Origin of the sequence: Streptomyces sp. 1114.5 (genome assembly GCF_003635085.1) — a bacterium.
Lineage (GTDB): Bacteria > Actinomycetota > Actinomycetes > Streptomycetales > Streptomycetaceae > Kitasatospora.
Window position 1 is genome coordinate 1,233,461 of sequence record NZ_RBXE01000001.1, and the last position, 15,937, is coordinate 1,249,397.

The window sequence follows — 15,937 nt, forward strand, 5'->3', positions numbered from 1 at the left end:
CGAGTCCGATCGACCACGGGGGAGCCGACCATGACCACCATCAGCACGCCGTACCACGCCGGCGAACGGACCGCCCAGGCCCGGGCCGGCCGCACCGAGCGCGCCGACCACGCCGGCCGGTCGATCCGCACCACCATTCCCGCCGTCGCCGCCCGCTTCCTGACCGAGCGCCGGATGCTGGTCGTCGGCGCCGCCGACCCGGACGGCCGGGTCTGGGCCACCCAGCTGGCCGGCCCGGCCGGCTTCCTCCAGGCGCCGGACGAGCGGACCATGGCGGTCGCCGCCCGCCCGATCGCCGCCGACCCGCTGGCCGAGGCGCTGGCCCGCCCGGCCCGGGTCGGCACCATCGCCCTGGACCCGGCCGGCCGGCGCCGGATGCGGCTCAACGGCAGCTCCGTCCCGGACGGCCGGGGCGGGCTGCTGATCGACGCCGCCGAAGTGGTCTCCAACTGCCCGAAGTACATCCAGCGCCGCACCCCGCTGGACCGACCGGCCGCCGGCCCGCCCCGCACCGTCACCGCCGGCTCGCAGCTGACCACCGCACAGCGCCTGGCCGCCGCCACCGCGGACACCTTCTTCATCGCCACCACCGGCCCGGACGGCAGCGTGGACGCCTCCCACCGCGGCGGCTTCCCCGGCTTCCTGGAGGCCGTCGCGCCCGACCGGCTGCGCTGGCCGGAGTACCCGGGCAACAGCATGTTCCTGACCCTCGGCAACCTGGAACTGGACCCGCGGGCCGGCCTGCTGCTGCCCGACTGGGAGACCGGCGGGGCCCTGCTGGTCACCGGCGAGGCCCGCACCGACTGGTCCGAGCAGGCCCGCCAGGCCGTCCCGGGCGCCGAACGGATGGTCGAACTGACCGTCACCGGCGTCCTCGAACTCGCCGACGCCACCCCGCTGACCTGGACCGACCCCGAGTACTCGCCCGCCATCCCGCACTGACCCGGCCTCAGCGCTTCCCGGACATCCAGTGGAAGAGCCCCATCGCCACACTCGTCGCCAGGTTGAAACTGGACACCCCCGGCTGCATCGGCACCGCGACCAACCGGTCGGCCCGCGCCTTGAGCTCCGCCGAGACCCCGTGCCGCTCGGTCCCGAAGGCGAGCAGCGCATCGTCCGGAAAAGCCAGGTCCCGGATGTCCGTACCCTCCGGGTCCAACACGTACAGCGGCCCGGAAGGCAGCTCCGACAGGCTCAACCGCTCCACCGCCGTGGCGAAGTGCAGACCCGCACTACCCCGCAGCACGTTCGGGTGCCACGGATCCAGATCGCCGGTGGTCACCACCCCGGTCGCACCGAACCCCGCCGCCAACCGGATCACCGCGCCGACATTCCCCAGATTCCGCGGATTCTCCAACACCACCACCGGCGCCCGCCGAGCCCGCCCACCCAGCACCGCCAGATTCGCCCCCACCGAAGGCCGCACCCCCAACGCCATCACCCCGGTCGGATGCAACCGGGGCACCAAGGTCCGCAGCACCGCCTCCGGCAGCTCCACCGCCAACCCCTCCAGAGCCGGCACCACGTCCCCCGCCAACTCCGCGGCCAACGCCAACAACGCACCCCGGTCCGAGGTCAACACCCACCGAACGTCCCCCTCGAACCGCAGCGCGTGCTTCACCGCATGAAACCCGTCCAGCAACACCGCCCCCGGCTCCCGCTCAGCCGCCCGCCACGCCCTCACCAGCTCCTCGTCACCCATACCGCTCACTCTCCCACCGAATCCCCGACCCCCTGCCCTCCCCCCGAACACCCCCGCCGTCCCGAGAACCACCCCCCGAAGACCCGCGCAAAGCCCGCTCCAGATCCCGCAAAGCCAGCCCCACCAACCGAGTCCCCGCCCTCACCACCTCCCCCTGCACCCCGGCCCCGGCCCCACCCCCAGCCGCCGCCAACCCCTCCTCCAACCGCGCCTGCGCCCCCCGCACAGCCCCGAACTCCACCCCCCGCCCCGTCAACAGAGCCCCCGCCGCCACCGCCGTCGCCAGCCGCAGCTCCTCCCCGTACTCCCGAGCCCCCGGCACGGGCTCCGCATCGCCCCCCGGCAGATGCGCCTCCAACAGCACCGCCGCCCGTCCAAGGGCCCCCACCGCCGCCCGAGCCCGGTCGATCTGCCGCCGGCTCACCCCCGCCAGCCCCGACTCGTGCCGCCCCGGCTCGGCGTCGGCCCGCTGCATCGCCTGCAGGAGCTCGGACCGCGCCTCCCGCGAGTCCAGCAGGGCGCTCCGTACCACCCGCCCCCGCGGCGCCCCCGGCTCCACGTAGCAGGCGACGACGGCCCCCGCGTACCGCCCGGCCGCCGCCAGCCATTCGGCGAGCCGTTCCCCGAGCCGGGCCGTCTGCCAGGTCGGGAACAGCGCGTACGTGACGAGCGCGACGGTCCCGCCGAGCAGCGTGAGCCCGACCCGTTCGAAGGCCGTCACCAGCGGGTTCCCCGCCTGCAGCCCGAGCAGGAACACCACGTACGTGGAGATCCCGACCGTGGTCAGCGCGTACCCGGTGCGGAACGCGAGGTACGCCCCGCCGATGCAGACCACCGCGAGCGCGGCCAGCACCCATTCCCCGGGGTGGGCGAGCTGCACCACCAGCGTGGAGACGGCGACCCCGACGACCGTCCCGGCCAGCCGGGCGACACCCCGGCTGTAGGTCTGGGCGAAGTCCGGCCGCATCACCATCGCGGCGGTCATCGGCGCCCAGTACCCGTGGTGGAAGCCGGCGAGCCGGGCCAGCAGGTAGGAGACGGTGACCACCGCGGCGAGCCGGACGGCGTGCTGGAAGATCGCCGACCGCGGCCGCAGCTGCCGCCGTACGGCCCGCAGCGCCACCGGCAGCATCCGGACGATCGACGGCTTGTGCAGTGCCCCGCCGACCCCGACGACGGGTGTGGTGATGGTCTCCTCGTCGTTGCGGTCCAGGGTGTCGGCGGCCTTGCGCAGCAGCCCGCCGAGCCGTCGGGCGGAGCGCCGGGCGGCGCCCTGCAACCGGGGTCCTTCGTCGTCGGGCCGTACCAGGGTGAGCGCGGGCGCGGACCGGGGGAACCGGAGGGGGTCGCCGGTGCTGACGGCCCGGGCGAGGGCGTCCATGACTTCGGCGGCTGCGGCCAGTACCTCCCGGGCCCGGTCCCGTTCCGGTCCTTCCTCGGGGGCGCCGATCCTGGGGTCGGCGAGCGCGGCGAGGGTGGGCCGGATCCGTTCGGCGATGCCGCGCAGGCCGCGCAGCTCGGGCGGCCGGTGCCGGTCCTGCCAGGGGGTGAGGGCGGCGGCGTGCCGGGCGGTCATGAACGGTGCCGGGTCCACGTGCGCGGTCGGGTCCTGGCGCAACCGGCGGGCGTAGTCGGCGAGTTCGGCGTAGGTGTCGGCGAGGGCGTCCCGCTGGGCGCTCCAGCTCCCGATCGGCCAGAGGGTGATGACGACGGCTTGGACGACTCCGCCGAGGGCGGCGACCAGCCCGTGACCGAGCGCGGCGGTGACGCTGACCGGCAGTTGGACGACGATCAGCATCACCGAGACGGTGTTGGTCGCGACGACCCCGGCGGTGGGCCCGATCGCCCAGGCGAGCCCGGCGCCGAAGGCCCACACCGCGAGCAGCACCGGGAACAGCCCGGGGACGCCGGCGGCCAGGTAGCCGAGGAAGGTGCTGATGCCGAGTCCGGCCCCGGCGGCGACGGCGAGGCTGGCCCGGGGCCGGAAGCTGCGCTGGAAGGTGGCCGAGCCGGCGATGAACGCCCCCATCGCGGCCGAGGTGGCGAGCGAGACCCCGCCGAGCGCGAGCGTCGGGAAGAGCACCAGGGCGACGGCGACCGCCCCGCGGACGGCCCGCTTGGGGTCGGTGAGGGCCCGGTCGAGGGTGAGTCCGGTCCGCGCGGTGTCACGAAGCGCAGCGAACCAGGACATACCGACATCCTAGGGCGTACCCCGAACCCCACCACCGCCCGGCCCGAACCGCCCGAGCCGCCCGCCCGGCCCGCCCCGGCCGAGCCGCCCCGCCAGCCACACCAGTGCCCCGGTCGGCAGGAACACCGCATCCGCCGCGATCATCGCGAGCGAGAACACCGGCAGCCCGAGCAACACCGCGATCCCCACGTGCTCCAGCATCATGACGGCCAGCAGTACGTTCTTGACCCGCCGGTTGAGCAGCGTGAACGGGAAGGCCACCTGCACGATCACCGTCCCGTAGGAGATCAGGAACACCGGCAGCAGCGCCGAGCCGACCAGTGCGGACAGCCCGGGCCAGGGCGTGAAGTAGTCCAGGTGCAGCGGGTAGTACAGCGCGGTGCCGTCCTGCCAGCGCGAGCCCTGCACCTTGTACCAGCCGGCCGTGGCGTAGATCAGCACCACCTCGACGGCGATCACCAGCATCGCGCAGTTGTGCACCATGATGGCCAGCGCGTCGAGCACCGCCCGCGCCTCGCCGTCCGGCCGCAGCCGGCCGAGCACCCACCAGAGCCCGGCCACGCCCCAGAGCCCCCAGAACAGCGGTGCCCAGCCGAGGTACGGGAAGGTCCGGCCGGTCCAGGTCAGGCTCTGCCCGGAGAAGTCCCCGAGCTGACAGACCGCCAGGGCAGCCCCGAGCAGGACCCAGAGCACCACCCCCGCCCACTCCGCCGCCCCGGACCGCCCGAACCCGGACCGCCCGAGCCGCCCCCGCCGGGCGTCCAGCGACCAGACCTCGGCGCAGCGGGTGAAGACCAGGTAGACCGCCATCAGGTGGACGACGTTGTCGCCGCCGTCCCCGAGGAAGACGTCGCGGTTCTGCAGCGACAGCACGGTGACCAGGAACAGCACCGTGCTCGCCCTGGTCCGCCAGCCCAGCAGCACGCCGAGGGCCGCCAGCACCGCCAGGTGGTAGACCAGTTCGAACCAGAGCCGCCCGCCGAACCAGGGCAGCACGGTGAACGCCCCGTCATCGCCGAGCAGCCGCTCGGCGAGGTCCAGCGACAGCGGGGAGCGGTCGCCGTACAGCACCCGCCGGTTGGGCCACTCGCGCAGCAGGTACACGCACCAGACCAGCCCGAACCCGATCCGCACCACGGCGGCCTGGTGCCGCCCGAGCACCCGCCCGGTGAACGCCGCCACGGCCCGCCCGACCGGCCCGGCCGGCCCGGCTGCCCGAGGCCCCGACGGCGCCGAAGCCTCCGCCCCCGCCCCCGCCTGCCGCGGAACGCCGCCCGCCGTCAGCTCCTCCGCCGACCGCGGGGTCTGCGCCGACACCTCGTTCATCCGCGCAGCCCCCGGTAGTCCTCGTCCGCGACCGGCCACCACGGCAGCTCCCGCACCTTGGGCTCGGGCGGCGCGGCCTCACCGTTCCAGGTCGGCGGCGGGACGGTGGCCGTGGTCACCCGGAAGTCGATCTCCAGGATCCGCCCGCCGTCCAGGTCCCGACCGATCCGCTGCAGCGCGATCCGTTTGAGGTACTGCTCGGCGAGCTTGCCGCGCGTCCCGGTGGACGTCTCGTCCTGCGGGTTGTGCGTGCCGTCGTAGAAGTCCCAGGCCCGGCGCAGCAGGTTCTGGTCGACGTGGCTGGGCGCCGGGTTGCCCCGTATCGCGGCGAGGTCCTGCGCGGTCAGGCCGATCCAGTCGTGGGTGCGGGTCGCCCCGCCGGGCGCGACGGTCCGCACCCGGGCGTCCACGCTGACGTTCTGCTGCAGCGGGTTGGGCGCGAACAGCTTCCAGTTCTGCTCGAACTCCGGGTAGACGATGCCGTCGACCTCGTCCCGGTACTGCCGGGACAGCGAGTTGGCGGGCGCGACGTGCAGGAACACCGCGGCAAGGAACAGTGCGGTGCCGCCGAGCAGCACCACCCCGGCGAGGCCCAGCACGGCCGTCGCCGGCCTCGACCAGGCCCGCCCGGGGCCCGGCCGCTCCGTCGTCTCCGCCATGGTCTCTCCAGCCCGGTACCGGCACGCTCGCGCGCCCATCCTGCCTCGGAGCGGCCCGGAGCAGAATCCCCGGGGCCCTAGAGGACGAAGGCCTCCTGGCCGGTGCTGCTCACCATCGGACGGCCGGCGTCCTGCCAGGCGTACATCCCGCCGTCGACGTTCACCGCGTCCCGGCCCTGCTGCACCAGGTACTGGACGACCTGCGCGGAGCGGCCGCCGACCCGGCAGAGCACGTACAGCTTCTCGTCGGGCAGCTCGCCGAGCCGGGCGATCACCTGGCCCAGCGGGATGTGCAGCGCGCCGTCCACGTGCCCGGCGTCCCACTCGTCCTGCTCGCGCACGTCCAGCAGGGCGGCATCGGCGGGTACGGCGGCGGCGTCGGCGGTGGGGATCTGCGCGAACATCGTGTGGCTCTCCTGGGGTCGGTTCGGGTCCGTGCCATTGTCGCCCACCGGGGCCTGCCCGTGGCCGTGATCGTGGCCATGCCCGCCCGCGGGCGGGTGGCCGTCCACGGGCCGGTGCCCGTCGAGCAGCCGCTCCAGCTCGGCCTGCCGGTCGGCGGCCTTGGCCAGCAGCTCCTCGGCCAGCTGCTCCAGCAGCCGGTCCGGGTCCTGCGGGGCGAGGGCGAGCAGTTCGCCCATCGGGGTCTGTTCCAGCCGGACCTGCTCCGCGGCGGTCTCGGCGATCTTGGCGGTCAGCCAGTCCAGCCGGCGGCGCAGCCAGTCCAGCCGGTCGGGGGAGTCGACGCCGGGTGCGGCCTCCGGCGCGGTGGACCACTCGGCGGCCAGGCCCTCCAGCGCGGCGGCGTCCCCGTACGCGTAGGCCTCGTTGACCCGGGCGAGGAAGTCGGCCCGGCGCTGTTGCTCGGCCGGGTCGGTGGTGAGGTCGGGGTGGGCACGGCGGACCAGCTCGCGGTAGATCCGCTGGGCCTCCTTGCCCGGCCGCACCCGGGCCGGCGCGGCGGGCACGGCGGGCGGCGGCGGGGCCGCCTCGGGCCCCTGCCCGGCCTCCTCCCGTCCCGACTGCTCCCGTTTCTCCTGCACCGAGTCGAACAGCGCGTCCAGGTCCGGCAGTTCCTCGACCTGCTGCCGCGCCTCCGCGGCCCGGCGCCGGTCCTCGGGCAGCCCCGTGCGGGCCGCGACGGCCTCGGCGACCAGGGCGTCCAGCTCGTCCAGCCGGGCGTAGAGCGGGCCGAGCAGCTGATGGTGGATCAGGGCGAAGTTGTCGATCTCGACCCGCAGCGTCTGCACGTCCACGTCCATGCTGAGCCAGGCGAGCTCGGCGGCGGCGACCCGCTCCTCCAGCTCCTGCTGCTCCGGGTCCGTCCAGCGGGCGGGGCTCTGCGCGCTCACTTCTCGCCTCTGTCTCGTCCGGCCGGCTGCGTCCTGCGGGCCGCCGTGCGGGCGGCCCGGCCTGCCACCCTACCGCCGTACGCCAAGGCCCCGTCCGGGTGAACCGGAGGTACCGGACGGCGCGCGCCGCGTGACACGCAACCGATCCTGATGAATCTCCCCGTTTCGGTATCAAGCCCGGCCCGGTCCGTGATTCGCTGGTATCCGCACAGCGCGCCTTCCTCCGGAGAGACGGCCGCCTCCAGGCGTGGCGGCCAGGCGGGAGCAGACCGAATCCATGGTGGCCGAGTCCAACTCCACACCGCGTCCGGCGGGCGACGGGACCGCACCGGGCGACCAGCCCACGGGCGTGGCCGCCCTGCTCCGGCTCGCCCCCGTCCTGGTGGACCGGTCCGGCCGGATCGCGCAGTGGAGCCGGGCCGCCGAGGAGCTGTTCGGACACCGCGCCGAGGTCGCCCACGACCGCCCCGCCTCCGGCCTGCTGCCCGCCCTGGAGTCCCGGGTGCTCGGCCGCTGCGCCGTCCGCCGCCCCTGCGACGCCTTCGACACCCTCGCCGAGCTGACCTCGGCCGGCCGCCCCTGGGCCGGGCGGCTGACCGTCATCGACCGCGAGGAGCACCAGCGCGACGTGCTCTGGTGGGCCTACCCGCTGGCCGGCCCGTCCGGCGGGCTGCTCACGCTGGCCGCCGACGCCCGCCCGCTGCGCACCACCGGTCCGCGGCTCGCGCTCGGCGAGCGGCTGCTGCCGTTCGCGGCCACCCCCGCCGCCCGCGGCGGCTTCCACGGGCTGACCGCGGCGCTCACCCGGCCCGCCGACCGGGTCCCCGAGCCGCTGGCCCGGCTGCTGCCCGCCGCGCTGCGCGCACCGCTGCTGGCGGCGGTCGAGCACGGCGGTCTGCCCGCCCTGCGGCTGGACGCGACGACCGTCCTGCCGGTGCTGCCCGCCGACGCCCAGGGCGGGACGGCGCACGCGGCCGCCGGCCTCGGCCGCCGCTATCCGACGGCCCAGCAGCGAGCAGCCCGGGTCGGCCCGCCGCCGCAGCCCGAGCCGGCCACCCCCGTCCGCCGCCCGGCCGTCCCCGTGCCCGTACCCGCCCAGCGCGACACCACCCCGCGCGAGGCGATCGACCGCCCGGCCGTCCAGCCCGTACCCCAACCCGTCGCCCAGTCCGTCGCCGCCGTCAGCGGCGCCACCGCGGGCGGCGGCCCGGCCGTCCCTCCCCCGGCCTCCGGCCGGGAGGTACCCGCACCCACCGGAGGAGGAACGGCCATCGACCGAGCCGCCGTCGAGTCGTCCGCCAACAGCCACCCGACGCCCCCCGCCGACCAGGCCCCGACCATCACCGGGCCCACCACCGGCCCGGCCCCGGCGCCCACCGCCCTGCCCGCCGCCGTGCCCGTCCCGGCCCCGGCGAACCCCGAGGCCCAGAACCAGGCCCAGCAGCAGGCCCAGAACCAGGCCCAGACCCGGACCCAGAGCCCGCCCCCGGCCTCCGGACGGCTCAGCCCGTTCCTCACCAACGGCCAGGCCGGCGAGCAGCTCGCCCTGCTGAACGAGGTCGGCGGCAAGGTCGGCACCACCCTGGACCTCGGCTTCACCGCGCGCGAGCTCTGCCAGGTGCTGGTCCCCCGGGTCGCCGACTTCGCCTGCGTGGACCTTGTGGACGGGCTGATCTCGGACTCCGAGCTGCCGGTCGCCCGCCCGGACGACGACACCATGCTGCGCCGGGTCGCCCTGGTCTACAACGAGACCGGCGGCGCCTGGGACCACGTGCTCTCCGAGGGCTCGCTGGTCTCCATGCCCCGCCGCACCCCGCCGGGGATGGCCCTGCAGCTGAACCAGCCGGTGCTGGTCCCGGTGGTCAGCGCGGACGTCGCGGTCGACTACGCGATCGCCCTCGGCGGCGCCCAGCTGGCCCCGGTGGTCTCCGGCCGCTCGATGCTGGTCGTCCCGCTCTCGGCCCGCGGCACCGTGCTGGGCATCCTCAAGCTGCTCCGGCTGCCCGACCGCGCCCCCTTCGACGAGAGCGACGCCGCCACCCTCAAGGAGCTGGCGGTCCGGGCCGCGCTGTCGCTGGACAACGCCCGGCTGCACCGCGCCGAGGCCAGGGTCGCCACCACCCTGCAGCGCTCGATGATCCCGACCCGCCCGCCGCAGATCCCCGGTGTCCAGATCGCCCACCGCTACCTGCCCGGCGATCCCAAGGCCGAGGTCGGCGGCGACTGGTTCGACGCCATCCAGCTGCCCGGCAGCCGGGTCGCCCTGGTGGTCGGGGACGTGATGGGCCACGGCATCCACTCCGCCGCCGCGATGGGCCGCTTCCGCACCGCGATGCAGACCCTCGCCGCCCTGGACCTCCCGCCCGGCCAGCTGCTGCGCCACCTGGACAACCTGGCCCACAAGCTCGGCGACGACCACCTCGCGACCTGCCTGTACGCGGTGTACGACCCGATCAACCGGACCTGCGAGCTGGCCAGCGCCGGCCACGTCCCGCCCGTCCTGGTGCACCCGGACGGCACCGGGGAGCTGCTGGAGATCCCGGCCGGCGCCCCGATCGGCGTCGGCGGGGTGCCCTTCGTCGCGAAGACCATCGACGTCTCGGACGGCTCGATGCTGGTGCTGTGCACCGACGGCCTGGTCGAGGTCCGGGGCGGGGACATAGGAGCGGGCCTGGCCGCGCTCTGCGGGAACCTGATCGACCCGCAGCAGAGCCCCGAGCAGGCCTGCGACGAGGTGCTGCGACGGCTGCACACGGACGACCGCAAGGACGACGTCGCCCTGCTGGTGGCCCGCTTCGACGGGGTCGCCCCGTCCGAGGTGGCCACCTGGGACCTCACCGTGGACCACCGCGAGGTCCGCCGGGCCCGTTCGCTGGTCCGCGAGCAGCTGGCCGGCTGGCACCTGGAGGCGCTCAGCGACACCACCGAGCTACTGGTGAGCGAGCTGGTGACGAACGCCGTCCGGGTCGCCCGGGATCAGGTCAAGCTCCAGCTGATCCGGGTGGACAAGCTGCTGGTCGAGGTCAGCGACGACAACCACAACCTGCCCTCGCTGGAGCCCGCCGAACAGCTCGGCGAGACCGGCCGCGGCCTCACGTTGGTCACCAAGCTCGCCGAACGCTGGGGCACCGCCCGCAAGGCGGTGGGGAAGGTCGTCTGGTTCGAGCTCCCCCTCCCGCGCCCCTGACGGCGGGGTGCGGGCAGCGGTCCCGGAGCCGGCCGCCACCCGGCCGGCAGGCGGCGGACAAGCTCCCTCAGGGGATGACGGCCCCCGCCGACCGGCGCCGCCGGGCCTCCACCGCGACCTCCCGGGAGGCGGCCGCGGCCACCGAGGTGGCGGCGCCGACCCCGGCCAGCACCCGCGGCCAGAAGTCCCCGAAGACCTCGACCGAGACGGCGATCAGCAGCGCGGTGATCACCGCGACCACGTGCTCCAGGCCGGCCAGGTTCGGCAGCACGACCGCCTCGCCGACCATCAGGGCCACCACCAGGCCGGCGGTGAACCAGGCCCGGCAGCGGAACGCGATGCAGATCGCCAGCGCCACCACCGCGGCCGACGGCCCGGTGTCCCGCACGTAGGCGACCCACTTCGGGAAGCCGAACAGGTGGCCCGGCCCGATCGCCACGCCGACCCGGGCGAACAGCGTGCCCGCCAGGGTGCAGGCGTAGGCCACCACCAGGGTCATCCGCCGGCCGAGCACGATCTCGGCGATCGCGAAGACCACGAACACCTGGGCCAGCGCCCCCCAGACCGGCAGGTCCAGCGCCGGAACGTACAGCGACAGCGGCGTCCGCAGCAGCGAGACGTCCAGCGGAAGCGCCGCCCGCACCACCCCGATGTGATTGACGAAACGCTCACCGCCCGGCAGGTGCTGGACGATGCTGAACAGCAGGATCAGAGACGTCGCCACCGTGGCCAGCGGAACGGCGGCGAACTTCTTCCGCACCACCGTGTCCCGGACCGTCGCGAACAACGTCCCCCACTCGGCGACAGCGGCCGTTCTGGCTAGCGCCAGCGGCCTCTTTCGCACGCCCCCCGCGTGGGTCCTGTGAATCACAACCGTTTCTCCCGAATCCCCGAACTCTCGACTACTTCAACATTAGAAGCCTCTTAACAAAGCCACATCGGCATGGATGGGGATAAGGGTCATCCTCAGGGGGGAGAGCGATCCCCCCGCCGGACCCCCCGTCCGGCCGATCGGCCCCCTCCGCCCCCCGGCGGAGGGCTACCCCTTCCCGTCCCGGGCCGCGACCGGCACCCGGGGCGCCACCACGGCGGCCCGCGCGTGCCGGCGGCGGAACAGGGCGGGCAGGCTCGGCGCGACGATGAAGCCCTCGGCGCGCGCGCTCGCGATGCCGATCCGCGGAATCTCGCTGCTCTTCTCGAAGAGCAGGTAGCGCGGCTCCCAAATCGGCCGGTACTTGGCATTCGCCCGGTACAGCGACTCGATCTGCCACCAGCGCGAGAAGAATCCGAGGACGGAACGCCACAGCCGCAGCACCGGTCCGGCACCCAGGCGCGAACCGCGCTCGAAAACGGAACGGAACATCGCGAAGTTCAACGAAACGCGCTTCAGCCCCACGTCCTCGGCGCGCTGCAGGAGCTCGATCACCATGAACTCCACCAGGCCGTTCTCGGTGTCCCGCGCCCGGCGCATCAGGTCCAGCGAGAGCCCGTCCGGACCCCAGGGGACGAAACTCAGCAGCGCCGCGAGCTCGCCGTCCCCGTCGTGGCACTCCAACATCACGCAGCGCCCGTCGCCCGGGTCCCCGAGCCGGCCCAGCGCCATCGAGAAGCCGCGCTCGGTCGCCCCGTCGCGCCACTCGTCGGCCTTGGCCACCAGCTCGGCCATCTCCGCCTCGGAGATCTCCTCGTGACGGCGGATCCGCACCGTGTACCCGGCCCGCTTGACCCGGTTGTAGGCCTGCCGGACCACCCGCATCGCGCGGCCGTCCAGCGAGAACTCGTCCAGCTCGACGATCGCCTCGTCGCCCAGCTCCAGCGCGTCCAGCCCGTGCCGGGCGTAGATCACCCCGGCCTCCTCGGAGGCTCCCATCACGGCCGGCGCCCAGGCGTGCTCGCGGGCCTCCGCCAGCCACGCGTCGATCGCGCCCGGCCACGCCTCCGGGTCGCCGATCGGGTCACCCGAGGCCAGCGAGACCCCGCCGATCACCCGGTAGGTGACCGCGGCCTTGCCGCTCGGCGAGAAGATCACCGCCTTGTCCCGGCGCAGCGCGAAGTAGCCCAGCGAGTCCCGCTCGCCCTGCTTGTCCAGCAGTACGCGCAGCTTCGCCTCGTCCTCGTCGCTCAGCAGCTCCTGACCGCGCGGGCTGCGGAAGGCCACGTACAGCACGAGCAGGAAGAGCACCGCGCCCGTCGCGTTGATCACGGCGTTCACCCAGGTCGGGGCCGCGATCACGGAGCGCAGGTGCTCGGACGGGGTGATGGTGATCATCCGGCCCACCGAGTACCAGAAGAGGTCCCAGAAGCCCGCGCCCTTCAGGTCGTTGGTCGCCCAGACCAGCAGCGCGCCGACCCCGCCGCCGAACACCAGCCCGCCGAAGAAGGTGGCCACGGCGGTCTTCGGGTTGGAGCGGTCGCCCTTGGACGTGAACTCCTTGCGCCCGACCAGCAGCGCCAGCACGAACAGGCAGGTCAGCACGGTGGAGACGTAGTTGAACCAGTGCTTGTTGAACCGCTCGTCCGGCAGCGCCATGGCCAGCAGGTAGAGCAGCGCGAAGAGGCCGCCGAGCGCCACGTTGAAGATCCACGCGGCCCGCTTGCGCCGCCGCATCGCGACCGCGAGGAACACCGAGAGCACCGCACTGGCCAGGCCCGAGGTCATCAGGTACGGGGTGAAGTACTCACCCTCGTTGTGCTCGCTGACCTGGTCGCGGAAGGGCACCAGCAGCACCGTGGTCACGTTCAGCAAGGCGATCAGCCGCAGGTACCAGACGGACGCCACGGCGGCCCTCGGGCGCCAGCGGTCGAGCACGCCGACGGGCCGGGGCCCTGAGGACGTGGCGGACGGCTCCGACTTCACAGTGGACGACACAGCTCAATTCCAAACGATCAGATGGTGGGGCGCATCCGTGAACGGCCCGGCGCCGGGCGCCCGCACGGGCCCGACGGACTGACCGGCGACACCCGCCGGGACGTCCGCCCTGGTGGCGAAGCGGGCCGGAAAGAGTCAGCCAACTCCATGGTTCCGCACCGAGCCTGAGAATTACGTGAACCGGGTAGCGGATTCCCACCCCCGCCGAACGGCGGGGGTGGGACCCCACCGGACGTTCGGCATGCCGACCCGGCTACCCCTACCCTCGAAACGACCCACGCGGACCGCCCCCACCCGGCCGCCAGAACCGAGGAGGCACCATCACCACGACCCGCGTGCTGATCGTCGACGACGAGATCCTGGTCCGCTCCGGCCTCGGTCTGATCGTCGGCTCCGCCCCCGACCTGGAAGTGGTCGGCGACTGCTCCGGCGGGCAGGCCGAGGAACACGTCCAGCGCCTGCGCCCGCACGTGGTGCTGCTCGACATCCGGATGCCGGACCTCGACGGCATCTCCGTGCTGCGCCGGCTGCGCGCGCTGCCCGACCCGCCCGCCGTGGCGATGCTCACCACCTTCGACACCGACGAGTACATCGGCACCGCGCTGCGCGCCGGGGCGACCGGCTTCCTGCTCAAGGACACCGCCCCCGAGCAGCTGGTGCACGCCGTCCGGGTGCTCGCGGCGGGCGGAAACATCCTCTCCCCGACCGTCACCCGCACCGTGATCGGCGGCTACGTGGACGGCGGCGGCCCGGACGCCGAGGCCACCGCGCTCGCCCGCACCCTCACCGGCCGGGAGCTGGACGTGCTCGCACTGCTCGGCGAGGGCCTGTCCAACGCGGAGATCGCCGACCGCCTCTTCCTCGGCACCGGCACCGTCAAGGACCACATCAGCGCGATCCTCGGCAAGCTCGGCGCCGCCAACCGGGTCCAGGCAGCCGTCCTCGCCCACCGGGCCGGCCTGGTCCGGCCCAAGCCCGGCGACGGGGCATGACGACCGCCGACCAGCTGCCGTCCGGACGGCTCCCGGCCTGGTGCACCGCCCCCTGGCTGATGCTGCTGCTGCCCGTCCTGTACTCCCTGCTGGACGCCGCCCTGGTGGCCCGGGATGCCGCCTGGTGGCAGGTGGCCCTCTCCACGCTGGCCGCCGTCGCCCTGTTCTGGCGCCGCCGCTTCCCGGTCGCGGTGCTGCTGCTCACCATGCCCGGCAGCTGGGTGGACGAGATCTGGCTGGCCCCGATAACGGCCGTCTACACGGTGGCCGCCGAACGCCCCAACCCGCGGATCGTGGTCCCCTGCGGCGTCCTCTTCACCCTGGTCGAGTTCTTCCACTGGCCACTGCCCCCGGACCTCCTCGACGTGAGCCGGGCCACCGCGCTGGACGCCATCCAGGCCATGATGCTGGCCGCCGGCCCGGCCGCCACCGGACTGCTCGCCCGCACCCGCCGGGAGCTGGCCGCCCGCCTGGACGAGCTGACCCGCGGCCAGGAGCGGGAGAGCCGGCTGCTGGCCGAGCGGGTGCTGATCAGCGAGCGCGGCCGACTGGCCCGGGAGATGCACGACGTGGTTTCGCACCAGGTCAGCCTGATCAGCATCCAGGCCGGTGCGCTCCAGGTCAGCAGCGCCGACCCGGGCGCGGTCGGCACCGCCCGCACCATCCGCGAGCTGGCCGTCCGGACCCTGGAGGAGCTGCGCCAGATGGTCGGGGTGCTGCGCGGCACCGGCGGGCTGCCGGACGCCCCGCTCGCCCCGCAGCCCCGGCTGGCCGACCTGCCCCGGCTGATCGAGGAGAGCGGGCTGGCCGCCGACGCCGAACTGCACCCCGGTGACCGCCCGTGGCCGGAGGCCGTGGAACGGGCCGCCTACCGCACCGTGCAGGAGGCGCTCACCAACATCACCAAGTACGCCCCGGAGGCGGCGGTGCACGTCCGGGTCCGGGCGAAGGGCCGCCGGCTGCGGGTCGAGGTGCGCAACGACGCCCCGCCGGTCCGCCCGGCCGAAACCCTCCCGGGCGGCGGCCACGGCCTGGTCGGCCTGCGCGAGCGCGCCCAGCTGCTCGGCGGCACCCTCACCGCCGGCCCGACCCAGGACGGCGGCTTCGAGGTCCGCGCCGACCTCCCGGCCCGGGCGACCTGAGCCGAAGGGGCCCTCGGAAGAACAACGGGGAACAAGAGGGAACAAAAAAGCCCCGCAGATCCGTAGATCTGCGGGGCTTCGCTGTGCGCGAGGGGGGAGTTGAACCCCCACGCCCTTTCGGGCACTGGAACCTGAATCCAGCGCGTCTGCCTATTCCGCCACCCGCGCATGGGTGTTGTCCTCGTTGCCGACCGATCTTCCGAACCGCTCGGTACCATGAGGACTTCGCGTTTCCTTGGACCGGCCTCCCTTCCGGGCGGCCCTTCCGACGTGGAAAACAGTAGCACGACCTGGGGGGCGGCTCCGAATCCGTTGTCCGACCGGACCGACCCCGCCCGAACTGCTGCTCGACGAACGCCTGCGCGAAGGGCCGGCGGGCGCTCCGACGGCCACACCTGGCGTGCCGTACCCGAAATGCGTCACCCTGTGTGTCCGAGCCCACCCCCGGGCACCACACGGTCCGGGAACCGTACGGAAGGGCCCGGCGTGGATACGATCAGTACGGAAGTACCGCAAG

The 15,937-nt window shown here is 74.2% G+C and carries 11 protein-coding genes and 1 tRNA gene; 4 read left to right on the forward strand and 8 right to left on the reverse strand.

The window, feature by feature from the left end:
- The first annotated feature begins 30 nt into the window (after positions 1–30).
- Positions 31–942 carry a pyridoxamine 5'-phosphate oxidase family protein gene (locus BX285_RS05305; RefSeq protein ID WP_121174583.1) on the forward strand — a complete coding sequence of 304 codons (912 nt, stop codon included), beginning with the start codon at positions 31–33 and terminating at the stop codon, positions 940–942.
- 7 nt (positions 943–949) lie between these two features.
- Here the strand turns inward: BX285_RS05305 and BX285_RS05310 are convergent, their stop codons facing one another.
- The 5 genes from BX285_RS05310 to BX285_RS05330 all read right to left on the reverse strand — a co-directional run bounded on the left by BX285_RS05310 (position 950) and on the right by BX285_RS05330 (position 7,230).
- Entirely contained in the window at positions 950–1,702 is a 753-nt protein-coding gene (locus BX285_RS05310; RefSeq protein ID WP_121174584.1) for an RNA methyltransferase, read from the reverse strand.
- Positions 1,695–3,893, reverse strand: coding sequence for an FUSC family protein (locus BX285_RS05315; RefSeq protein WP_121174585.1), 2,199 nt, complete (start codon positions 3,891–3,893; stop codon positions 1,695–1,697). Before BX285_RS05315 ends, BX285_RS05310 begins: the two co-directional genes overlap by 8 nt.
- Before the next feature lie 9 nt (positions 3,894–3,902).
- Positions 3,903–5,219: an HTTM domain-containing protein gene (locus BX285_RS37110; RefSeq protein ID WP_183107005.1), complete on the reverse strand. Its 1,317-nt coding sequence runs from the start codon at positions 5,217–5,219 to the stop codon at positions 3,903–3,905.
- A complete protein-coding gene (locus tag BX285_RS05325; RefSeq protein WP_121174586.1) occupies positions 5,216–5,878 on the reverse strand; it encodes a DUF5819 family protein in 663 nt (220 codons plus the stop codon). The genes BX285_RS37110 and BX285_RS05325 overlap by 4 nt, the downstream gene beginning before the upstream one ends.
- A gap of 77 nt (positions 5,879–5,955) precedes the next feature.
- Entirely contained in the window at positions 5,956–7,230 is a 1,275-nt protein-coding gene (locus BX285_RS05330; protein WP_121174587.1) for a rhodanese-like domain-containing protein, read from the reverse strand.
- Positions 7,231–7,477: 247 nt separating this feature from the next.
- On the opposite strand from BX285_RS05330, the gene BX285_RS39120 reads away from it, so the two are divergent.
- The gene (locus tag BX285_RS39120) at positions 7,478–10,417 is read left to right on the forward strand and encodes a SpoIIE family protein phosphatase (RefSeq protein ID WP_310794180.1); all 2,940 of its coding nucleotides are present in this window, start codon (positions 7,478–7,480) and stop codon (positions 10,415–10,417) included.
- Between the two features lie 67 nt (positions 10,418–10,484).
- Here BX285_RS39120 and BX285_RS37115 read toward each other — a convergent pair whose 3' ends face one another.
- Positions 10,485–11,261: a hypothetical protein gene (locus BX285_RS37115; RefSeq protein WP_183107006.1), complete on the reverse strand. Its 777-nt coding sequence runs from the start codon at positions 11,259–11,261 to the stop codon at positions 10,485–10,487.
- Positions 11,262–11,456: 195 nt separating this feature from the next.
- Positions 11,457–13,286: a phosphatidylglycerol lysyltransferase domain-containing protein gene (locus BX285_RS05345; RefSeq protein WP_121174588.1), complete on the reverse strand. Its 1,830-nt coding sequence runs from the start codon at positions 13,284–13,286 to the stop codon at positions 11,457–11,459.
- A 341-nt stretch (positions 13,287–13,627) separates the two neighbouring features.
- Here BX285_RS05345 and BX285_RS05350 point away from each other — a divergent pair, with 341 nt between their 5' ends.
- On the forward strand, positions 13,628–14,278 hold the full coding sequence (locus tag BX285_RS05350; protein ID WP_229928260.1) for a response regulator transcription factor: 651 nt from the start codon (positions 13,628–13,630) through the stop codon (positions 14,276–14,278).
- Positions 14,275–15,420: a sensor histidine kinase gene (locus BX285_RS05355; protein WP_097236911.1), complete on the forward strand. Its 1,146-nt coding sequence runs from the start codon at positions 14,275–14,277 to the stop codon at positions 15,418–15,420. The genes BX285_RS05350 and BX285_RS05355 overlap by 4 nt, the downstream gene beginning before the upstream one ends.
- An 84-nt stretch (positions 15,421–15,504) precedes the next feature.
- Here BX285_RS05355 and BX285_RS05360 read toward each other — a convergent pair.
- A tRNA-Leu gene (locus BX285_RS05360) sits at positions 15,505–15,588 on the reverse strand.
- Between the last annotated feature and the right edge of the window lie 349 nt (positions 15,589–15,937).